Genomic DNA, 20849 nt, shown 5'->3' with positions numbered 1-20849 from the left:
GCCGTACGGTGGGACGCAACATCTGCACACCAAGGAGAGACCCAGTGGCCGAGCTGTTCTACGACGACGACGCCGACCTGTCCATCATCCAGGGCCGCAAGGTCGCGGTCATCGGCTACGGCAGCCAGGGCCACGCCCACGCGCTGTCGCTGCGTGACTCGGGTGTCGACGTCCGTGTCGGTCTGCACGAGGGCTCCAAGTCCAAGACCAAGGCCGAGGAACAGGGCCTGCGCGTGGTGACCCCGTCCGAGGCCGCCGCCGAGGCCGACGTCATCATGATCCTGGTCCCGGACCCGATCCAGGCCCAGGTCTACGAGGAGTCCATCAAGGACAACCTCAAGGCGGGCGACGCGCTGTTCTTCGGCCACGGCCTGAACATCCGCTTCGGCTTCATCAAGCCGCCGGCCGACGTCGACGTCTGCATGGTCGCCCCGAAGGGGCCGGGCCACCTGGTCCGCCGCCAGTACGAGGAGGGCCGCGGCGTCCCGTGCATCGTGGCCGTCGAGCAGGACGCCTCGGGCAACGGCCTGGCGCTCGCCCTGTCCTACGCCAAGGGCATCGGCGGCACCCGCGCCGGCGTCATCAAGACGACCTTCACCGAGGAGACCGAGACCGACCTGTTCGGTGAGCAGGCCGTCCTCTGCGGTGGCACCGCCGCCCTGGTCAAGGCCGGTTTCGAGACCCTGACCGAGGCCGGTTACCAGCCGGAGATCGCGTACTTCGAGTGCCTGCACGAGCTGAAGCTCATCGTGGACCTCATGTACGAGGGCGGCCTGGAGAAGATGCGCTGGTCCATCTCGGAGACCGCCGAGTGGGGCGACTACGTCACCGGCCCGCGGATCATCACCGACGCCACCAAGGCCGAGATGAAGAAGGTTCTCGCGGAGATCCAGGACGGCACCTTCGCCAAGAACTGGATGGACGAGTACCACGGCGGCCTGAAGAAGTACAACGAGTACAAGAAGGCCGACAGCGACCACCTCCTGGAGACCACGGGCCGCGAGCTGCGCAAGCTCATGAGCTGGGTCAACGACGAGGACGCGTGACACCGGCGCCCCGGGGGCGGGCCGCAGGGCCCGCCCCCGGGGCGTTCTTGTCGTTCCACCGCCGGAAGAAGCGGCGCCGTACGTGTGTACAAGTCGTCCACCCCCGTGTGGGTGATCCTTCCAACGGGGCGCAGTATGCGTCCGGTCGCATGACTACACTTCTCCACACATACACGCGTCAGGCCCACAGTGTCGTGCGTCTTCCACGCGGCAAGCCCCTCCACGCCTGCGGCCGTCGGGACGGCCGTCCGCACTGGATCTGTGAGGACCCACGTGAGCCCGAAACCTGTCGTACTCATCGCTGAAGAGCTGTCGCCCGCCACGGTGGACGCCCTGGGCCCGGATTTCGAGATCCGGCACTGCAACGGCGCGGACCGCGCCGAGCTCATCCCCGCGATCGCCGATGTCGACGCGATCCTGGTGCGCTCGGCCACCAAGGTCGACGCCGAGGCCATCGCCGCCGCCGGGAAACTGAAGGTCGTCGCCCGCGCGGGCGTCGGTCTGGACAACGTGGACGTCTCCGCCGCCACCAAGGCGGGCGTGATGGTCGTCAACGCCCCGACCTCCAACATCGTCACCGCCGCCGAGCTGGCCTGCGGTCTGCTGGTCGCCACCGCGCGCAACATCCCGCAGGCCAACACCGCCCTCAAGAACGGCGAGTGGAAGCGTTCCAAGTACACCGGCGTCGAGCTGAGCGAGAAGACCCTCGGCGTCGTCGGCCTCGGCCGCATCGGCGTCCTGGTCGCCCAGCGCATGTCGGCCTTCGGCATGAAGATCGTCGCGTACGACCCCTACGTGCAGCCCGCGAGGGCCGCGCAGATGGGCGTCAAGCTCCTCACGCTCGACGAGCTGCTGGAGGTCGCCGACTTCATCACCGTGCACCTGCCCAAGACCCCCGAGACGATCGGCCTGATCGGCGACGAGGCGCTGCACAAGGTGAAGCCCTCGGTGCGCATCGTCAACGCCGCGCGCGGCGGCATCGTCGACGAGGCGGCGCTCGCCTCCGCGCTCAAGGAGGGCCGCGTCGCGGGCGCCGGCCTCGACGTGTACGCGAAGGAGCCCTGCACGGACTCCCCGCTGTTCGAGTTCGACCAGGTCGTCTGCACCCCCCACCTCGGCGCCTCCACCGACGAGGCCCAGGAGAAGGCGGGCATCGCGGTCGCCAAGTCCGTGCGCCTGGCGCTCGCCGGCGAGCTCGTGCCGGACGCGGTCAACGTCCAGGGCGGCGTGATCGCCGAGGACGTGCGCCCGGGTCTGCCGCTCGCCGAGAAGCTCGGCCGGATCTTCACCGCGCTCGCGGGCGAGGTCGCGGTCCGCCTCGACGTCGAGGTGTACGGCGAGATCACCCAGCACGACGTCAAGGTGCTCGAACTCTCCGCGCTCAAGGGCGTGTTCGAGGACGTCGTCGACGAGACCGTGTCGTACGTGAACGCCCCGCTCTTCGCGCAGGAGCGCGGTGTCGAGGTCCGCCTCACCACCAGCTCCGAGTCGCCCGACCACCGCAACGTGGTCACCGTCCGCGGCACGCTCTCGGGCGGCGAGGAGATCGCGGTCTCCGGCACGCTGGCCGGGCCCAAGCACCTCCAGAAGATCGTCGCCGTCGGCGAGTACGACGTGGACCTGGCGCTGGCCGACCACATGGTCGTGCTGCGCTACGAGGACCGTCCCGGCGTCGTCGGCACGGTCGGCCGGATCCTCGGCGAGGCCGGTCTGAACATCGCGGGCATGCAGGTCTCGCGGGCGGACGCGGGCGGCGAGGCGCTGGTCGTGCTCACCGTCGACGACGACGTCCCGGCCTCGGTGCTCGCCGAGATCTCCTCGGAGATCGGCGCCGCCTCGGCCCGCACGGTGAACCTGACCGACTGACCGGTCCCGGCTCCGCACGTACCCGGAATCCAGACAACCGTCTTACACGGATGTCTGGGTCCCGGGTACGCTGCTGTCATGGGACACCGTGAGGATCTGCTCGAAGGCGCCAAGCGCTGCCTGCTGGAGAAGGGGTACGCACGGACGACGGCACGCGACATCGTGGCCGCCTCCGGTACGAACCTCGCCTCCATCGGCTACCACTACGGCTCCAAGGAGGCGCTGCTCAACCTCGCCTTCCTCAAGGTGACGGAGGAGTGGGGCGATGTGCTCACCGAGAAGCGGGACGCGGACGGCGACGAGGCGTCCCGGCCGCCGCTCGACCAGTTCCGCGACACCTGGCAGCGGGTGATCGACAGCTTCCAGGAGACCCGGTCCGTCTGGCAGCTCCAGATGGAGGTCGTCTCCCGGATCGACCAGGACCCGGAGCTGCGGAAGGCCCTGATGGGTCCGCAGCGCGAGGGCCGCGACGGCCTCGCCGAGAACATGCTCGGCATCGATCCGGAGAAGGACCCGGAGAAGGCGCGGGTGGCCGGGCTGTTCTGTCAGGCGCTGCTCGCGGGCGTGATGGTGCAGTGGCTGATGGACAGCGAATCCGCGCCGTCCGCACAGGATCTGACGGATGGTCTGAAGGCGGTGCTGGAAGGGCGGGAGTCCTGACGGCGCAGGGACCGGGGCGGCGGGGGCCGCAGGCGGGACGGCTCGTGGAACCGCTCCCCGGAGCGACGGCCCCGGCGCACCGGGGCGCCCCGTGAGCGCCCGCGCCGGGGAGACCTTCACCACCGCCCGCGCGTCGGCCGACATCGAAGAACTGCTGCCGGTCCGGGGCCCGGTCGCGGGCACCGGCCGCTGGGTCGCGCCGGGCGTGGGCCACAGCGACGGGGACGCGCCGCTGGTGCCGACCGCACTCGCCGGCCTTCAGCCCGTCACCGTCCCGGACGCCGACGACCGGTGATCCCCGGCGGCCGACGGACGGCGGCCGGGGGTCCGCTTCGGGGCTCCGGACCGCGGGCCGTGCCCGTCCGGGGCCGGGGCCTGCGAGCGGCCCGGGGATCCGCCCGCCCGACCGCCGGGGGCCGCACTCCCGTGCACCGGGGGCGGCCGGTCGTCGCGGGCGCGGTGGTCGGTGGGACGTGGGCGCCGCCCGTCATGACCTCGGTGGGGCCGCCGGTCCCTGGACGGTGTGGAGGCGTGCGGTCTTGAGCGCCATGTGGAGCAGCAGTCGGTCCTCGCCGTCGTTCAGGTCGAGGCCGGTGAGCTGCTGGATGCGGGAGAGCCGGTAGTACAGCGTCTGGCGGTGGACACCCAGCTCGGCGGCGGTCCGGGACGCCTGGCCCGCGCAGTCGAGGAACACCTCTGCGGTGTGGACCAGGTCCTTGTGCGGCGGGGTGAGCAGGGTGCGGACGGAGAGGTCCGCGGCCGCCCCCGCCGGGAGCGCGGTCAGCAGCCGGTACGGGCCGATCGCGGGCCATCCGGCGACCGGCCCGAAACGGGACTCGGCCGCCGCGGCGCGGGCCGCGGCGGCCGCCTCCTGCCAGGCCGCGGCCAGGTCCGCGAGGCCCCGGCGGGGTGCGGAGACCCCGGCGGTGGCGGCCCGGCCGGCGGTGGAACGCAGCCGGTCCGCAGCGGTGAAGGCCGGGGCGAGGAGTTCGGCGGAGCGCAGCCGGACCAGCGCGGCCAGCGCCGGGAGCCCGGCCTCGGGGACCGGGACGGCGGCCAGCGCCGCCGCCGACGGCACCGTACGGACCGACGGCGGATCGTCCGGCCACGGCGTCACGCACACCACCGCGTGCAGCCCCTCCGCGTCCGGCCCCAGCGCCTCGTGCAGTGCGGCCACCGCCATGTCGCGCTGCCAGCCCCGCCCCGCGGTGAGGACCGCGCCGAACTCGCGGGACGGGTCCGAGCCCGCCCGCGCCTCGGCGGCGAGCAGCGCCCCGATCCGGGCCGCCACCTCCATCGCCGCCCTCAGCTGCTCGTCGGTCGGCCCCGGCTCGGCGTCGAGCAGCCATACGTAACCGAGCACGGCACTCCGATGGCGTACCGGCAGACAGAGCCTGTCCCGGAAGACCCCGGCCTCCGGGGCGGCCGGGATGCGGACCGGGCCGGTGGCGCGCGTGATGCCGAAGCCCTCGAACCAGGCGCGGACCGCGGGGGTGGAGCGGCGGGTCAGGATCGAGCGGGTGCGGACCGGGTCCATCGCGGTGTCGTCGTCGCTGTCGTGCGCGCCGAAGGCCACCAGGGCGAAATCCCGGTCCTCCAGCGTCGCCGGGGCGCCGAGCAGCCCGGAGATCTCGTCCACCAGCTCCTGGTAATCGCCCTTCACCCGGCCATTCTCGCACCCCTTCAGACAAATGTCTGAGAACCGGGGAACGGATGCGTGACAGCTGTCGATGGCACACGGTCGGGGAGATCCTTAGATTTCACGGTGGTTCTCCGTGCTGTACCGCTCTGTCCCCCATGTGCCGGTACGGCCTTCGCTCGTACTTTCCGTGGAGGTGCCCCGTGCTGGGTCCCGTGATTCTCGCCGCGTCCCGCAGCGACAAGATGCGTCGTTTCATCTCGGCGGCACCTGGCACCAAGCAGGTCGTCGACCGGTTCATCGCCGGTGAGACCGTCGACCAGGTCGTCCCGATCATCGAGGACGCCGCCGCCAAGGGCCTCGAGGTCACCCTCGACGTGGTGGGCGAGGACATCACCACCCCCGAGCAGGCCGCCGCCGCCCGCGACGCCTACCTGGAGCTGATCGAGCACCTCAAGGGCCTGGACCTGGGCACCAGGGCCGAGATGTCCGTCAAGCTCTCCATGTTCGGCCAGTCGCTGGACGGCGGACACGAGCTGGCGCTCGCCAACGTCCGCCCGGTCGTCGAGGCCGCCGCCGCGATCGGCACCACGGTCACCCTGGACGCCGAGGACCACACCACCCTCGACTCGATGTTCGCCATCCACGAGGAGCTGCGGAAGGACTTCCCGCAGACCGGCTGTGTGATCCAGGCGTACCTGTTCCGCACCGAGGAGGACGCCCGCCGCCTGGCCGCCAACGGCAGCCGCGTCCGCATCGTGAAGGGCGCCTACAAGGAGCCCGCCTCCGTCGCGTACCAGGACAAGGCCGAGATCGACAAGGCGTACGTCCGCATCCTCAAGACCCTGATGGAGGGCGAGGGCTACCCGATGATCGGGTCCCACGACCCGCGTCTGATCGCCATCGCCCAGGAGCTGGGACGCAAGGCAGGGCGCAAACTGGACGAGTACGAGTTCCAGATGCTGTACGGCATCCGCAGCGACGAGCACCTCCGGCTCGCGGCCGAGGGCCACCGCATGCGGGTCTACACCGCGTACGGCACCGACTGGTACGGCTACTTCATGCGCCGTCTCGCGGAGAAGCCGGCGAACCTGATGTTCTTCGGCCGTTCCATCCTCACCAAGGGCTGAACCGGCCCCAGGCCGCCCCATCCCCGCCGACACCAAGGAGACAAGGCACTCATGGACGCTGTGACCCAGGTTCCCGCGCCGGTCAACGAGCCGGTCCACTCCTACGCCCCGGGAAGCCCGGAGCGTGCCCGCCTGGAGGCGAAGCTCAAGGAGCTCGCCGAGAATCCGATCGACCTCCCGATGACCATCGGCGGCAAGAAGCGGATGGGCGGCGGCGAGCGCTTCGACGTCGTGCAGCCGCACAACCACAAGGCCGTCATCGGCACCTTCGCGGGCGCCACGCAGAAGGACGCGCAGGACGCGATCGACGCCGCGCTGGCCGCCGCCCCGGCGTGGCGCGCGATGTCCTTCGACGACCGCGCCGCGATCATCCTGCGCGCCGCCGAGCTGCTGGCCGGCCCGTGGCGCGAGACGATGGCCGCCTCCACGATGCTCGGCCAGTCCAAGACCGCCCAGCAGGCCGAGATCGACACCCCCTGCGAGCTCGTCGACTTCTGGCGCTTCAACGTGCACTACGCGCGCCAGATCCTGGCCGAGCAGCCCCCGGCCAACTCGCCGGGCGTGTGGAACCGCATGGACCACCGCCCGCTGGAGGGCTTCGTCTACGCGATCACGCCGTTCAACTTCACGGCCATCGCGGGCAACCTGCCCACCGCCCCCGCCCTCATGGGCAACGTCGTGGTGTGGAAGCCGTCCCCGACGCAGACCCACGCCGCCGTGCTGCTGATGCAGCTCCTGGAGGAGGCCGGCCTGCCCGAGGGCGTCATCAACCTGGTGACCGGCGACGGCATCGCCGTCTCCGAGGTGGCCCTGAACCACCGCGACCTGGCCGGCATCCACTTCACCGGCTCGACCCCCACCTTCCAGCACCTGTGGAAGACGGTCGGCAACAACATCGCCAACTACCGCACCTACCCGCGGCTCGTCGGCGAGACCGGCGGCAAGGACTTCGTCGTCGCCCACCCGTCGGCCGACCACGCCGTCCTGAAGACCGCGCTGACCCGTGGCTCCTTCGAGTTCCAGGGCCAGAAGTGCTCGGCCTCCTCCCGCGCGTACATCCCGGCCTCCATCTGGAACTCCGGCTTCAAGGAGAAGTTCACGGCCGAGGTCGACTCCATCTCCATGGGCGACGTCACCGACCTGTCGAACTTCATCGGCGCCGTCATCGACGACCGCTCCTTCGCCAAGAACAAGGCCGCGATCGACCGCGCCAAGTCGGACCCGTCCTGCACGATCGTCGCGGGCGGCACGTACGACGACTCGGTGGGCTACTTCGTCCGCCCGACCGTCATCGAGTGCACCGACCCGGCCAACGAGGTCTTCACGACCGAGTACTTCGGCCCGATCCTCGCCGTGCACGTCTACGAGGACGACAAGTACGACGAGATGCTGGAGCAGATGGAGTCGGTCTCCGACTACGCGCTGACCGGTTCCGTCATCGCGAACGACCGCGCCGCGGCCGCGTACACGATGGAGAAGCTGCGGTACGCCGCGGGCAACTTCTACATCAACGACAAGTCGACCGGCGCCGTCGTCGGCCAGCAGCCCTTCGGCGGCGGCCGGGCCTCGGGCACGAACGACAAGGCGGGTGCCCCGCAGAACCTCCAGCGCTGGACGCTGACCCGGGCCATCAAGGAGACGCTGGTCCCGCCGACCGACTACACCTACCCCCACCAGGGCTGACACCCCCGGGGCGCCGACACCCCGGGCGCCCCGCCGTGAACTCCGCCTCCCGACCGGTTCCCCTGCCGGCCGGGAGGCGGTTTCCATGTTCTGGAAGGTCCCGGAAGACTTCGGGGCCCGGAAGGTTGCGGGGTCAGATCTCCACGATCACCTGGTCCGGCGACTTGCGCACCAGGTCCGGCACCTGGCAGTCGTCGGCCGGATATCCGACCGGGATCACCGCGAACGCCTTCTCGTTCTCAGGGCGGTCGAGCACCTCGCGCAGGAACCGCATCGGGCTCGGTGTGTGGATCAGCGCCGCCAGACCCGAGAGGTGCAGGGCCGTCAGCAGCATCCCGACGGCGATCCCGACCGACTCGTCGACGTAGTAGTGCTTGTGCTTCGTGCCGTCCTCGCCCACCCAGTACCTCTGCTGGAACACCACGATCAGGGCCGGGGCGTCCGTCATGTGGGCCTTGACGGCATCCGTGCCCAGCGGGCGCAGCGCCGCCAGCCACTCCTCGCCGATCCGGCCGTCGTAGCTGATCCGCTCCTCGTGCTCGGCCGCCTCCCGGATGCGCCGCCGCACCTCGGGGTCCTTGACCAGGACGAAGGTCCACGGCTGCTGGTGCGCGCCGGACGGGGCGGTCGCGGCGCAGGCGATCGCGTCCCGGACGACCTGCTCGGGCACGGGATCGGACGAGAACCGGCGTACGGTCCTGCGCTCGTCCATCCGCCGCCTCAGCCGCGCGGAACGGGAGAGGGACTCGTCGGCGGGCATCCGCTCGGGACGGTAGGGGACCGGGCGGTAGGGCTCGCCGTGGACGGGCGTCCATCGCGGGGGCACGGGTACGGGTGTGGTGTCGGACATGGCGGCAGTCTGGCGGGCGAGGGCAGGTCCGGACCAGGGTCTCACCGGACAGAACCGGCACGCCCGTCGGTCAGTGTCCGCTCAGCCCCAGCCCGCGACGATCATCGAGAGCCCGGCCGCGAAGCCGCCGCCCAGCAGGACCAGGTAGCGGCCGTAGTGGCGACGGTGGCGGCGCATCAGCAGACCGAAGGCCGCGAAGCCGAGGCCGACCGTCAGGGTCCGGGAGCCGCGGGCCGTCGCCGACGCGGCGAGCCAGTCGGACGCCGGCACCCCCGCGCGCCCCGCCTCCGCCCCGTACACCTTGAACGGAATGCCGTTCCACGGCTGGTGGCGCACGGCGGACGCGCCCTCCAGAGCCAGCTCGTGCCGTACCTCGGCCCGCATCCGGTCCGTGGTCAGCGGCGCGGGCAGCCGCACCCCGGCCGAGGCCAGTTGGAGGGCGAGCAGGCCACCGACCAGGCTCCCGGCCAGGGCGCCCAGCGACAGCTTCAGCGCCGCCCTCGGCACCGCCACACAGACCGCGCCCAGCAGCAGCTCCGGCATCAGCGGCCAGCTCAGCGCCTCCGCCAGCGCCCAGAGGAACGCCAGCGGGACACCCCAGCGGGAGGCGGCGACCGACGCCACCCGGCGCCGCGTCGCGGAGTCCCGCAGCGGCTCGGCCACCGTGCGCGCGTGCAGCGCCACCACCGCGTCGCGGGCCTCCTGCGGGCCGACCGCAGGCGGCAGCGGGTCGCCGATCGACACCCGCACCAGCGCCGAGCGCAGCCTGCCGTGCTTCGGCAGCAGCCGGTCCGTGCCCGCGATGCCCACCGGCACCACCGGAACGCCCGCCCGCTCGGCCAGCACCAGCGCGCCCCGGTGGAAGGAACCCAGCTCGCCGTCCCGGCCGCGGGTGCCCTCCGGGAACAGGACGACCGCCCGGCCGGCCCGGAGCTCGTCCGCCATGGTCAGCAGGTCGTCCATGCCGCCGCCGCTGCGCCGCACCGGGAACCCGGCGGCGAGCCTGCGGCAGATCCGGCGCCGCCACGGCGAGGCGAACCAGTAGTCCGCCGCGGCCCCGATCGCCGGGGTGTGCCGGGCGTCGAGCGCGGCGAGGAGCGCCGCCGTGTCGGCGTGCGAGGAGTGGTTGGCGACGACGACACAACCGCCGCGCGGCAGCCGGCCGCGCCGCTCCACCCCACCGGTGAGGCTGAGGACGCTCCACCACAGGCCGCGCCGGAGCGCGGCGGAGAACCGGGAACGGACGGGCAGCGCGATCCGGTCGCGGACGCGGGGAAGGGTGGAGGTCATGTCATCACCATCGCCAGGAGAAGAGCCACCAGCAGGGAGTCGATCCGGTCGAGGAGGCCGCCGAAGCCGGGCAGCCAGCTGCCCGCGTCCTTCACCCCCGACTCGCGCTTGACCATCGATTCGAGCAGGTCGCCGAGGACGCAGCCGCCGAGCACCGCGGCCCACAGCGGGAACGTGAACGAACCGAGCACGAGCAGCAGCAGGGCCGTGGCCACCGCCGCGCCGAGCACCCCCGCCCAGGTCTTGTTGGGGGACAGCGGCGACAACGGGCGGGCGAGCGGGCCCCGGCGCCCCAGCGCCGTGCCGCCGCACCAGGCGCCGACGTCGCCGAGCGCCACCGCGAGCCCCACCGCCACACCCGTCTCGCCGAGCGTCACCAGACCGGTCAGGGCGACCGGGATCCACAGGAGCCCGAAGGCGGTACGGGCAGTGCGGGTGAAGCCGGTCCGGTCGTCCCCGCCCAGCACCGGGGGAAGCGCGGCCACGACCAGCAGCAGCGCCGCCGCCCGCACGTCGAGGACCTCCGGCACCAGCCACGCCAGCGCGGGAAGCACCACCGAGGCCGCCACCAGCACCGCGAGGTCGCCGCGCCGCAGCCCCGCCATCCGCGCGAACTCGCCCGCCGCCACCACCCCGAGCCCCGCGGCCAGCGCGAACGTGCCGCCGCCGCCCAGGAAGTACGCCCCCAGGAAGACCGGTGCCACCAGCGCCCAGGTGCGCCACCGCTTGCGCAGCTCGGCCCGCATCCGGACCTTCGACGGCAGTACGGCGACGGCGACACCGCCCGCCCCCAGCACCCCCGCGACCAGCGGCACGGCCCGCACGGCCGCCTCCTCGGCGATCAGCACGGCGCTCATGCCAGCTCCCGCCACAGGCCCGCCAGCCGGAGCACCGCGGTCAGCAGCGAACCGGCGGCGATCACGATCAGGACGGGCACGGCCCAGCCGCTCGCCGCGGCGACCACCACCAGCAGGCAGCGCTCGGTCTTGCCGACCGGGCCACCGTTGCGCCGGGGTGCGCCCGCCGCGGCACCGGCCAGCGACACCCAGGACGGCAGCGTCGCCGCGAGCCCGGCCACCGCCACCAGCCACAGCGGGGCGAGCGTCAGGAAACCGGCCAGCACGACCAGGTCCGCCACCCGGTCGCCGAGTTCGTTGAGCACTGCGCCGCGCCTGGTCGTCCGGCCCGTGTCACGGGCCAGCGCGCCGTCCAGGTTGGCGAAGGCGAGCCGGGCCGCGAGCAGCACGGCGACCGGCAGGGCCGCGAGCCCGGCGGGCAGCCAGGCCAGCGCGGCGGCGGCACCGGCAGCCGCGACCACACCGGCCGCGGTGAGGGTGTCGGGCGACACCTCACGGCGGACCAGCGAGGCGCGGACACCGGAGAGCCGGTCCGCGTACCAGGGCTTGAGAGCGTAGAGGCCGTTCATGGGGTCAACTCTCGTGCGAGGCACAATCGTTCGACACGTGGTAGGTACTCAAACGAGACTGAGTACCTGGCGGGGGAGTACCCGGGGGCCGGGCGCAAGGCGGGACGGGGGCGTGCTGCGAGCGCGCCGGGGCGTACGCGGGCGTTCGGGCGGCATGTGTGACGCTCCTCGCACCGGTGCTCCCGGTCGCCGCATCACCCCTTCTGACCAGGCACGATCGCCTGTCGTGCGGGCTCTCGGCGGAGGATCGGGGGCGGTCCGGCGCAAACCTCCGTCTCAGATAGTAGGAAGTCCGAGTAATTGTGGAGACAGACCGGCCGGGCTGCCCTAGCTTTGTAGGAGCCGAACGTCTCGCTGGAACCAGCGATTGGCGGTCCTGAGCGCGCGCCCCGTGCAGGCAACCCCTGCGGCGCCCGCCTCCCGCCCCTTCCGGCACCTCGAAATCCTGATCTCGAAATCACCCTCACGATTTTTCGATCTCGAAATCCTCGCGATCTCAAGGAGTCGATCCACCATGGCCGAGACGACTGTCCGCCGCGTCCGCCGTACCCACCGCCCGACCGAGCCGGAGCGCCGGAACGCCGCCGCCGCCCTGCAGCGGGCCCTCGACCGCCGGGACAACGGCGGCTCCACGGGCCACTGAGGCCGACCGCCACCGAGACCGACCGCACCGAAGGCCGGCCGCCACCGGACAACCGGGCCGCGGCCGGTCCACGGCCATGACCGGGGCCTGCCGCGGCCGATCTCGAAGCAGCCCGTGCGCTCGCCGATCGGCGCGGGGCGCCGGATGGGTGAACGGTGCACGTACAGCCCCCGCGTCCGTATGGTGGACGCTACGTGTCATGGGGTGGGACGAGCAGTAAGGTGCGGACATGTCTCGCAGCATCAATCTCGCAGTGATCCCCGGTGACGGAATCGGCCAGGAGGTCGTGGCCCAGGGCCTCAAGGTCCTCAGTGCTGTGCTCCCGCAGGATGTGAAGCTGGAGACCAAGGAGTACGACCTTGGTGCCCGGCGCTGGCACCGCACCGGCGAAACCCTCCCGGACGCGGAGCTCGAAGCCCTCAAGGCGCACGACGCCATCCTGCTCGGCGCGATCGGTGACCCCTCCGTGCCGTCCGGAGTCCTGGAGCGCGGGCTTCTGCTGAAGCTGCGGTTCGCCTTCGACCACTTCGTCAACCTGCGGCCGTCGAAGCTGTTCCCGAACACCGCGACCCCGCTGGCCGGCCGGCCGGACATCGACTTCGTCGTCGTCCGCGAGGGCACCGAGGGCCCGTACACGGGCAACGGCGGCTCGCTGCGCACCGGCACCCCGGCCGAGGTCGCCACCGAGGTCAGCGTCAACACCGCGTACGGCGTCGAGCGCGTCGTCCGGGACGCGTTCGAGCGGGCGAACTCCCGCCCGCGCAAGAAGCTGACGCTGGTTCACAAGAACAACGTCCTGGTCTACGCGGGCCACATGTGGAAGAACATCTTCGACCGCGTCGCGACCGAGTACCCCGAGGTCACCACGGACTACCTGCACGTCGACGCGGCGACGATCTTCTTCGTCACCCAGCCGGAGCGCTTCGACGTCATCGTCACCGACAACCTCTTCGGCGACATCCTCACCGACCTCGCCGCCGCCGTGACCGGTGGCATCGGCCTGGCCGCGTCCGGCAACATCAACCCGACGGGCGCCTTCCCGTCGATGTTCGAACCGGTCCACGGCTCCGCCCCCGACATCGCGGGCCAGGGCAAGGCCGACCCGACCGCCACGATCCTCTCCGTCGCCCTCCTGCTGCGCCACCTCGGCCACGAGGCGGAGGCCGTGCGCATCGAGGACGCCGTCTGTGCCGACCTCGCGGAGCGCGACGGTGCGGCGGCCCGTACGACCGACCAGATCGGCGACGCGCTCGCGGTACGAGTAGCAGGCTGACCCGACGACTCCACTTCCGAGGCCGCCGGGGCGCAACGCACCCGGCGGCTTCTCCTGTGCGGCCCCCGGGTGCCACCATCGACCACTGGACCGCATTCGCGTCATTTCGTGCCAGGCCGCCCGGGAGCGATAATCGAACGGGGCCGCGGCTCGTACTGAAGCTCGGACGTCCTAGTACCTGCCTGGCGGGAGAGGCGTGAGCGCGGTCCAACACACACAACAGGTGAAGGACACGCACTCATGACGACGCCCACGATCGAGCTCAAGCCCTCCTCGAACCCGCTGTCCGACGCGGAGCGCGAGGCGAACATGGTCAACCCCGGATTCGGCCGCCGCTTCACCGACCACATGGTGACGATCCGGTGGACCGAGGGCCGCGGCTGGCACGACGGCCAGCTCGTCCCCTACGGCCCGCTCTCGCTCGACCCCGCCACCACCGTGTTCCACTACGCGCAGGAGATCTTCGAGGGGCTCAAGGCGTACCGCCGGCCCGACGGCAGCGTCGCCACGTTCCGTCCCGAGGCCAACGCCAGGCGCTTCCAGGCGTCGGCGCGCCGCCTGGCCATGCCGGAGCTGCCCGTCGAGACCTTCATCGAGGCGTGCGACCTGCTGGTCCAGCAGGACAAGGCATGGGTTCCCGCGCACGGCGGCGAGGAGTCCCTCTACCTGCGCCCGTTCATGATCGCGACCGAGGTCGGTCTCGGGGTGAAGCCCGCCAACGAGTACCTGTTCGTGGTGATCGCCTCGCCCGCCGGCGCGTACTTCCCCGGCGGTGTGAAGCCGGTCTCCATCTGGCTCTCCGAGAACCGGGTGCGCGCCGTCCCCGGCGGCGTGGGCGACGCCAAGACCGGCGGCAACTACGCCGCGTCCCTCCTCGCCCAGGCCGAGGCCAGTGCCCGGGGCTGCGACCAGGTCGCCTACCTCGACGCGGTCGAGCACAAGTGGGTCGAGGAACTCGGCGGCATGAACCTGTACTTCGTGTACGGGAACAGGATCATCACCCCGACGCTGACCGGCTCCCTGCTCGCCGGCGTCACCCGTGACTCGCTGCTCCAGGTCGCCCGCGACCTCGGCTACGAGTCCGAGGAGGGCCGCGTCTCCATCGACCAGTGGCGCGCCGACACCGAGAACGGCACCCTCACCGAGGTCTTCGCCTGCGGCACCGCGGCCGTCATCACCCCCGTCGGCACCGTCAAGTCCGAGGGCGGCGAGTGGACCCAGAGCGGGGGCGAGCCCGGCGAGGTCACGATGAAGCTGCGCGAGCGGCTGCTGGACATCCAGCGCGGGACCGTCGAGGACACCCACGGCTGGATGCACCCGCTCGGCTGAGCGCCCTCCGGCTGCCCGGCCGGGCCCGTACCGCACCGGACCGGTGGCGGCCGGTCCGGTGCGGGCCCGGAGCCCCGCACGCATGCGTACGCACAAGGCCGCGCCCGGCCGTCCCCGGGCGCGGCCTTGCGCGTTCCCGGCACGCCGAGGGTCCGCGGGGCCTTGCGCGTTCCCGGCACGCCCATGGTCCGTGGGGTCTTCGTGTTGCCGGTGCGCCGACGGTCCGTGGGGTCTTCGTGTTGCCGGTGCGCCGACGGTCCGTGGGGCCTTCGCGTTCCCGTACGCCGACGGTCCGTGAGTCCCGTGGGCGCGGTCCTCCGTGCGGGGCGCCCGGCTGTGACAGGGGCGACACCCACCATCCTTAGAGCGTCGCTCTAACCATGGGTTAGAGTGCTGCTCTAACCGGGAGGTGTGGAGACGTGCGACTGACTCCTACGGAACGCGACCGGCTGCTGCTCTTCGGCGCGGCCGAACTGGCCAGGGCCCGCCGCGCCCGGGGGCTGAAGCTCAATGTCCCCGAGGCGACCGCGCTGATCGCGGACACGGTCTGCGAGGCCGCCCGGGACGGACTCCGGCTGGCGGAGGCCATCGAGGCGGCCCGCTCCGTACTCGGCCCCGACGACGTGCTGCCCGGCGTGGCCGACGTCGTCACCGAGGTCCATGTGGAGGCCGTCTTCGACGACGGTTCCCGGCTCGCCGTGGTCTCCGACCCGTTGGGCGGAAGCCTCGGCGACGCGGCGCCCGGGGCCGTCCTGCCCGGCCCCGCCGAGCCCGAGCCGGAGCCCGCCGTGCGGCTGAGCGTCCACAACACCGCGACCGTGCCGGTCTCGGTGACCTCGCACTACCACTTCTTCGAGGCCAACCCGCGGCTCGACTTCGACCGCTCGGCCGCGTACGGGATGCGGCTGGGCGTCCCCGCCGGGTCCTCCGTCCGCTTCGGGCCGGGGGAGTCGGTCGAGGTGGGGCTCGTACCCATCGGCGGAGACCGGATCGCGATCGGTTTCGCGGGCCTGGTCGACGGACCGCTCGACGCGCCCGGCGCGCGGGAAGAGGCCCTGCGGCGCGCCGCGGCCTGCGGATATCTGGGAGCCGAGCGATGAGCATAGACCCGTACGAGTACGCCTCCGTGCACGGCCCGCGCGCCGGGGACCGGGTCAGGCTCGGCGACTCCGGGCTGACCGTCCGCGTCGAGTCCGACGCGCAACGGCCCGGCGACGAGTTCCTCGCCGGATTCGGCAAGACCGCCCGCGACGGGCTGCACCTCAAGGCCGCGGCCGTCCGCGACACCTGTGACGTCGTCATCAGCAACGTGCTGGTCATCGACGCCGTGCAGGGCATCCGCAAGGTGTCGATCGGCATCCGCGAGGGCCGGATCTCGGCGATCGGCCGGGCCGGCAACCCGGACACCCTCGACGGCGTGGACGTCGTCGTCGGCACGGGCACCACGATCGTCTCCGGCGAGGGGATGATCGCCACGGCCGGCGCCGTCGACACCCACGTCCATCTGCTCTCGCCGCGGATCATGGAGGCGTCCCTCGCCTCCGGCGTCACCACGATCATCGGCCAGGAGTTCGGCCCGGTCTGGGGCGTCGGCGTCAACTCGCCCTGGGCGCTGCGCCACGCCTTCAACGCCTTCGACGCCTGGCCGGTCAACATCGGTTTCCTGGGCCGCGGTTCCTCCTCCCACGGGGCGCCGCTGGTCGAGGCGCTCGCGGAGGGCGGGGCCTGCGGCTTCAAGGTCCACGAGGACATGGGCGCCCACACCCGCGCCCTGGACACCGCGCTGCGGGTCGCCGAGGAGCACGACGTCCAGGTCGCCCTGCACAGCGACGGGCTGAACGAGTGCCTGTCGGTCGAGGACACCCTGCGCGTCCTGGAGGGCCGCACGATCCACGCCTTCCACATCGAGGGCTGCGGCGGCGGACACGTCCCCAACGTCCTGAAGATGGCGGGCGTCGAGAACGTCATCGGCTCGTCCACCAACCCGACCCTGCCCTTCGGCCGGGACGCCGTCGCCGAGCACTACGGGATGATCGTCTCCGTACACGACCTCAAGACGGACCTGCCGGGCGACGCCGCCATGGCCCGCGACCGCATCCGCGCCGGGACGATGGGCGCCGAGGACGTGCTGCACGACCTGGGAGCCATCGGCATCACCTCGTCCGACGCGCAGGGCATGGGGCGGGCCGGCGAGACGGTGCGCCGCACCTTCGCCATGGCCGGGAAGATGAAGGCCGAGCTCGGCCCGATGGACGGCGACGGCCCCGGCGACGACAACGCCCGGGTGCTCCGTTACATCGCCAAACTCACCATCAACCCCGCCATCGCCCACGGACTCGCCCACGAGGTCGGCTCCATCGAGACCGGCAAGCTCGCCGACATCGTGCTGTGGCGGCCCGAGTTCTTCGGGGCCAAGCCCCAGCTGGTGCTGAAGGCCGGCTTCCCCGCGTACGGCGTCACCGGCGACCCGAACGCCGCCACCGACACCTGCGAACCGCTCGTGCTCGGACCGCAGTTCGGGGCGTACGGGGCGACCGCGGCCGACCTCTCCGTGGCCTTCGTCTCACGGGCCGCGACCCAGCTCGGGGCGGACTCGATGCCCACCCGCCGGCGCCGCGTCCCAGTGCGCGGCACCCGGGGCATCGGCCCCGGCGACCTCGTGCACAACTCCCGTACCGGAGAAGTCGCCGTGGACGCCCGCAGCGGCCTGGTCACCCTGGACGGCGACCCGCTGCGCTCCGAGCCCGCCGAATCCGTCTCCCTCAACCGCCTCTACTTCCTCTGACCCCCCTTCAGGACGCCTCATGACCTTCCGCATGCCGCCCGAGTGGGCCCCGCACGAACGCACCTGGATGGCCTGGCCCGGCCCCAACCCCACCTTCGAGACCGACGCCGAACTGGCCGCGGCCCGTGAGGCCTGGGCCACCGTGGCCCGTGCCGTCCGCCGCTTCGAACCCGTCACGATGGTCGTCGGACCCGGCCAGGAGGACAGCGCCCGCGCACTTCTCGGCCCGGACGTCGACCTCGCCGTCCGCCCCCTGGACGACGCCTGGATGCGCGACATCGGCCCCACCTTCGTCACCGACGGCCGGCGACTGGCCGCCGTGGACTGGACGTTCAACGGCTGGGGAGCCCAGGGCTGGGCCCGCTGGGAGCACGACCGGCACATCGCCCGTTCCGTCGCCGAACTCGCCGACGTCCCCGTGCACGGCTCGCGGCTCGTCAACGAGGGCGGTGCCATCCACGTCGACGGCGAGGGCACCGTCCTGCTCACCGAGACCGTCCAGCTCGGCAAGGAACGCAACCCCGACTGGACCCGCGAGCAGGTCGAGGCGGAGATCCACGCCCGGCTCGGCACCGAGAAGGCCATCTGGCTGCCCCGCGGACTGGCCGGCGACTACGGCATGTACGGCACCCTCGGCCATGTCGACATCGTCGCCGCCTTCGCCCGCCCCGGCACCGTCGTCGCCCACGTCCAGCCCGACCCGGCCCACCCCGACCACGAGATCACCCGCGAGACCGTCCGCATCCTGCGCGCCGCCACCGACGCCAGGGGCCGTTCCCTGGAGGTCGTGGAGGTCCCGGCGCCCACCGTGCTGAAGGCCGACGGGGAGTGGGTCGACTACTCCTACATCAACCACTACCTCTGCAACGGCGGCGTCGTCCTCTGCGCCTTCGACGACCCGCGCGACAAGGAAGCGGCGGAGATCTTCGGTGGACTCTTCCCCGACCGCACGGTGACGCTCGTCGACGCCCGTACCATCTTTGCCGGCGGTGGAGGCATCCACTGCATCACACAGCAGCAGCCGAAGGTCTGAAACGTGCCCCCCGCGCCCCGCCGTCGCAACACCGCCCCGCCCCGTGAGGAACTGCTGGCCGCAGCCATGGCCACCATCGCCGAACGGGGGCTCGACGGCCTCACCATGGCCGGGCTCGGCCGCGAGGTCGGCATGAGCAGCGGACACCTCCTCTACTACTTCCGCACCAAGGACGAACTGCTGCTCCAGACCCTGGAGTGGAGCGAGGGACGGCTGGGCGCGGAGCGGCGCGCCCTGCTCTCGGGGCGGGCGACGGCCCGCGAACGGCTCGACGGATACATCGACCTGTACCTCCCCGACGGCGACCACGACCCGCACTGGACGCTCTGGCTGGAGGTGTGGAACCGCTCGCGGAACGCGGACGACGACGCGCGCGCCCGACAGGCCGCCATCGAAGGGGCCTGGCACCGCGACCTGGTGACCCTGGTGCGGGAGGGCGTCGCGGCCGGCGAGTTCCGTGCCGTCGACGCCGAGCGGTTCGCGACCCGGCTGCGCGCGCTGCTCGACGGCTTCAGCGTCCATGTCGCGGTCGGCATACCCGGCACCGGACGTTCCCAAGTGATCGCGCAGACAAGGGAGTTCGTCGAGGAATCGCTCACCGCCCGCTGACGGCCGCCGGACCGTGAACGAAACGTACGCAAGTACGCGCGATCGTTGCGCATGGCGTACTTGTTCCGGCCCCCGCCGTTCGGGCACGGTGGCGGACCATGGGACGAGAGCAGTGGAAGAAGATCTGGGTCGGCTCCGCCGGCAACATGGTCGAGTGGTTCGACTGGTTCGTGTACGCCACCTTCGCGGTCTACTTCGCGGATTCGTTCTTCCCCGAAGGCAATGAGACCGCCAACCTGATGAACACCATGGGCATCTTCGCCGTCGGTTTCTTCATGCGGCCGGTCGGCGGCTGGCTGCTCGGCCGGATCGGTGACCGCAGGGGCCGCAAGGCCGCGCTCACCCTCACCGTCACCCTCATGTCGGCCTCCGCGATCCTCATCGCCGTCGCGCCGACGTACGACGTCGCGGGATACGGCGGCGTCGCCGTCCTGCTGGTGGCCCGGCTGCTCCAGGGGCTGTCCGTCGGGGGCGAGTACGCCGCCAGCGCCACCTACCTCACCGAGGCGTCCGCCCCCGACCGGCGCGGCTTCGCCTCCAGCTTCCAGTACGTGTCCATGACCGCGGGACAGCTGGTCGGCCTCGGCCTCCAGATCGTCCTGCAGCGCAACATGTCCGAAGCGGCCCTGCACAGCTGGGGCTGGCGCATCCCGTTCATCGTCGGCGCGCTCGGCGCCGGGATCGTCTTCTACCTGCGCCGCTCCATGCTGGAGACCGAGGTGTACGCGGATTCCGGCGCCGCCGAGCAGGAGGACCGGGGCACCCTGAAGGCACTGTGGCAGCACCGGCGCGAGGCGTTCCTCGTGATGGCGCTGACCATGGGCGGGACCGTCGCGTACTACACGTACACGACCTACCTCACCAAGTTCCTCTCCAAGAGCGCCGGGATGGAGAAGTCCACCGCCTCGCTCGTCAGCTTCTGCGCGCTGTTCGTCTTCATGTGCCTCCAGCCCCTGGCCGGGATGCTCTCCGACCGCATCGGCCGCCGCCCGCTGCTGATCGGCTTCGCCGTCGGCTCCACCTTCCTGACCGTGCCGATCATGACCATGCTCAAGCACGCGGGCACGTTCTGGCCGGCCTTCGGCCTGGCGCTGCTCGCCCTGGTCATCGTCACCGGCTACACCTCGATCAACGCCTGTGTGAAGGCGGAGCTGTTCCCGACCGGCATCCGGGCCCTGGGCGTCGCCCTCCCGTACGCCCTGGCCAACGCGCTCTTCGGCGGCACCGCCGAGTACGTGGCGCTCTGGTTCAAGAAGGCGGGCATCGAGTCCGGCTTCTACTGGTACGTGGCCGGCTGCGCCGCGGTCTCCCTGGTCGTCTACCTGACCATGCGCGAGACCCGCGACATCGACCTGGGCCGGATCGGCGCCGAGGGCACGGACCGGGCCCGCGCGAAGAAGTCCGAAGCGGCCGGCGTCACGCCCGCATCCTGAGACGGGGAAGGGCGCGGAGGCGGCCCTGTGCAAGACTGCCTCCGTGCCCTCGTTCGTCATGATTATCGGCAGCAGGCGCGCCGGTCCGCAGTGACCGCTCCGCACCACCACGTGCGACGCGGCCACCGTGCCCCAGACCCGCGCGCAGACCTCT

The 20849-nt window shown here is 71.9% G+C and carries 19 protein-coding genes; 14 read left to right on the top strand and 5 right to left on the bottom strand.

All coding sequences use genetic code 11. The features are described from left to right. Positions 1-44: 44 nt before the first annotated feature. From ilvC to ACWCXX_RS22775, 4 genes are all read left to right on the top strand, one after another. On the top strand, positions 45-1046 hold the full coding sequence (ilvC, locus tag ACWCXX_RS22790) for a ketol-acid reductoisomerase (protein WP_451129976.1): 1002 nt from the start codon (positions 45-47) through the stop codon (positions 1044-1046). A gap of 273 nt (positions 1047-1319) precedes the next feature. Then, entirely contained in the window at positions 1320-2912 is a 1593-nt protein-coding gene (gene serA / locus ACWCXX_RS22785) for a phosphoglycerate dehydrogenase (RefSeq protein WP_451129974.1), read from the top strand. 78 nt (positions 2913-2990) lie between these two features. Then, entirely contained in the window at positions 2991-3572 is a 582-nt protein-coding gene (locus tag ACWCXX_RS22780) for a TetR/AcrR family transcriptional regulator (RefSeq protein ID WP_451129972.1), read from the top strand. Positions 3573-3663: 91 nt separating this feature from the next. After that, positions 3664-3867 (top strand): hypothetical protein, encoded by a 204-nt coding sequence (locus ACWCXX_RS22775; RefSeq protein ID WP_451129971.1) that lies wholly within the window; start codon positions 3664-3666, stop codon positions 3865-3867. A 192-nt stretch (positions 3868-4059) separates the two neighbouring features. On the opposite strand, the gene ACWCXX_RS22770 is transcribed toward ACWCXX_RS22775, so the two are convergent. Then, entirely contained in the window at positions 4060-5235 is a 1176-nt protein-coding gene (locus ACWCXX_RS22770; RefSeq protein ID WP_451129969.1) for a PucR family transcriptional regulator, read from the bottom strand. 179 nt (positions 5236-5414) lie between these two features. Here ACWCXX_RS22770 and ACWCXX_RS22765 point away from each other — a divergent pair, with 179 nt between their 5' ends. Then, on the top strand, positions 5415-6341 hold the full coding sequence (locus ACWCXX_RS22765; protein WP_451129967.1) for a proline dehydrogenase family protein: 927 nt from the start codon (positions 5415-5417) through the stop codon (positions 6339-6341). 51 nt (positions 6342-6392) lie between these two features. Next, the gene (gene pruA / locus ACWCXX_RS22760) at positions 6393-8024 is read left to right on the top strand and encodes an L-glutamate gamma-semialdehyde dehydrogenase (protein ID WP_451129965.1); all 1632 of its coding nucleotides are present in this window, start codon (positions 6393-6395) and stop codon (positions 8022-8024) included. Between the two features lie 133 nt (positions 8025-8157). On the opposite strand, the gene ACWCXX_RS22755 is transcribed toward pruA, so the two are convergent. The 4 genes from ACWCXX_RS22755 to ACWCXX_RS22740 all read right to left on the bottom strand — a co-directional run bounded on the left by ACWCXX_RS22755 (position 8158) and on the right by ACWCXX_RS22740 (position 11590). Further along, positions 8158-8874 carry a nitroreductase family protein gene (locus tag ACWCXX_RS22755; RefSeq protein ID WP_451129964.1) on the bottom strand — a complete coding sequence of 239 codons (717 nt, stop codon included), beginning with the start codon at positions 8872-8874 and terminating at the stop codon, positions 8158-8160. A gap of 81 nt (positions 8875-8955) precedes the next feature. Next, positions 8956-10164, bottom strand: coding sequence for a lysophospholipid acyltransferase family protein (locus ACWCXX_RS22750; protein ID WP_451129962.1), 1209 nt, complete (start codon positions 10162-10164; stop codon positions 8956-8958). After that, positions 10161-11021, bottom strand: coding sequence for a phosphatidate cytidylyltransferase (locus ACWCXX_RS22745; protein ID WP_451129960.1), 861 nt, complete (start codon positions 11019-11021; stop codon positions 10161-10163). The genes ACWCXX_RS22750 and ACWCXX_RS22745 overlap by 4 nt, the downstream gene beginning before the upstream one ends. Continuing rightward, entirely contained in the window at positions 11018-11590 is a 573-nt protein-coding gene (locus ACWCXX_RS22740; protein WP_451129958.1) for a CDP-alcohol phosphatidyltransferase family protein, read from the bottom strand. Before ACWCXX_RS22740 ends, ACWCXX_RS22745 begins: the two co-directional genes overlap by 4 nt. A 514-nt stretch (positions 11591-12104) precedes the next feature. On the opposite strand from ACWCXX_RS22740, the gene ACWCXX_RS22735 reads away from it, so the two are divergent. The 8 genes from ACWCXX_RS22735 (at position 12105) to ACWCXX_RS22700 (ending at position 20695) form a co-directional block, all read left to right on the top strand. After that, positions 12105-12233, top strand: coding sequence for a hypothetical protein (locus tag ACWCXX_RS22735; protein WP_451129956.1), 129 nt, complete (start codon positions 12105-12107; stop codon positions 12231-12233). A gap of 229 nt (positions 12234-12462) precedes the next feature. Then, complete coding sequence (locus ACWCXX_RS22730; protein ID WP_451129954.1) at positions 12463-13506, top strand: 3-isopropylmalate dehydrogenase; 1044 nt, start codon at positions 12463-12465, stop codon at positions 13504-13506. A 240-nt stretch (positions 13507-13746) separates the two neighbouring features. Beyond that, complete coding sequence (locus ACWCXX_RS22725; RefSeq protein WP_451129952.1) at positions 13747-14835, top strand: branched-chain amino acid aminotransferase; 1089 nt, start codon at positions 13747-13749, stop codon at positions 14833-14835. Between the two features lie 419 nt (positions 14836-15254). After that, positions 15255-15935, top strand: coding sequence for an urease subunit gamma (ureA, locus tag ACWCXX_RS22720; RefSeq protein ID WP_451129950.1), 681 nt, complete (start codon positions 15255-15257; stop codon positions 15933-15935). Then, positions 15932-17620 carry an urease subunit alpha gene (locus ACWCXX_RS22715; RefSeq protein WP_451129948.1) on the top strand — a complete coding sequence of 563 codons (1689 nt, stop codon included), beginning with the start codon at positions 15932-15934 and terminating at the stop codon, positions 17618-17620. Before ureA ends, ACWCXX_RS22715 begins: the two co-directional genes overlap by 4 nt. Positions 17621-17639: 19 nt before the next feature. Then, positions 17640-18653, top strand: a complete 1014-nt coding sequence (locus ACWCXX_RS22710; RefSeq protein ID WP_451129946.1) for an agmatine deiminase family protein — start codon at positions 17640-17642, stop codon at positions 18651-18653. 3 nt (positions 18654-18656) lie between these two features. Beyond that, positions 18657-19262 (top strand): TetR family transcriptional regulator C-terminal domain-containing protein, encoded by a 606-nt coding sequence (locus tag ACWCXX_RS22705; protein WP_451129944.1) that lies wholly within the window; start codon positions 18657-18659, stop codon positions 19260-19262. A gap of 98 nt (positions 19263-19360) precedes the next feature. Next, complete coding sequence (locus ACWCXX_RS22700) at positions 19361-20695, top strand: MFS transporter (protein WP_451129942.1); 1335 nt, start codon at positions 19361-19363, stop codon at positions 20693-20695. Positions 20696-20849: the final 154 nt, after the last annotated feature.

The sequence above is a fragment of the Streptomyces sp. NPDC001732 genome (assembly GCF_053596315.1).
This window is presented reverse-complemented; position numbering and strand designations above follow the sequence as displayed.

Excerpts from the sequence above, each read along its gene's own strand:
- ACWCXX_RS22780 (WP_451129972.1), top strand. The coding sequence starts at position 2,991 with ATGGGACACCGTGAGGATCTGCTCGAAGGCGCCAAGCGCTGCCTGCTG.
- pruA (WP_451129965.1), top strand. The coding sequence starts at position 6,393 with ATGGACGCTGTGACCCAGGTTCCCGCGCCGGTCAACGAGCCGGTCCAC.
- ACWCXX_RS22755 (WP_451129964.1), bottom strand. The coding sequence starts at position 8,874 with ATGTCCGACACCACACCCGTACCCGTGCCCCCGCGATGGACGCCCGTC.
- ACWCXX_RS22750 (WP_451129962.1), bottom strand. The coding sequence starts at position 10,164 with ATGACCTCCACCCTTCCCCGCGTCCGCGACCGGATCGCGCTGCCCGTC.
- ACWCXX_RS22745 (WP_451129960.1), bottom strand. The coding sequence starts at position 11,021 with ATGAGCGCCGTGCTGATCGCCGAGGAGGCGGCCGTGCGGGCCGTGCCG.
- ACWCXX_RS22740 (WP_451129958.1), bottom strand. The coding sequence starts at position 11,590 with ATGAACGGCCTCTACGCTCTCAAGCCCTGGTACGCGGACCGGCTCTCC.
- ACWCXX_RS22735 (WP_451129956.1), top strand. The coding sequence starts at position 12,105 with ATGGCCGAGACGACTGTCCGCCGCGTCCGCCGTACCCACCGCCCGACC.
- ACWCXX_RS22730 (WP_451129954.1), top strand. The coding sequence starts at position 12,463 with ATGTCTCGCAGCATCAATCTCGCAGTGATCCCCGGTGACGGAATCGGC.
- ACWCXX_RS22725 (WP_451129952.1), top strand. The coding sequence starts at position 13,747 with ATGACGACGCCCACGATCGAGCTCAAGCCCTCCTCGAACCCGCTGTCC.
- ACWCXX_RS22715 (WP_451129948.1), top strand. The coding sequence starts at position 15,932 with ATGAGCATAGACCCGTACGAGTACGCCTCCGTGCACGGCCCGCGCGCC.
- ACWCXX_RS22710 (WP_451129946.1), top strand. The coding sequence starts at position 17,640 with ATGACCTTCCGCATGCCGCCCGAGTGGGCCCCGCACGAACGCACCTGG.
- ACWCXX_RS22700 (WP_451129942.1), top strand. The coding sequence starts at position 19,361 with ATGGGACGAGAGCAGTGGAAGAAGATCTGGGTCGGCTCCGCCGGCAAC.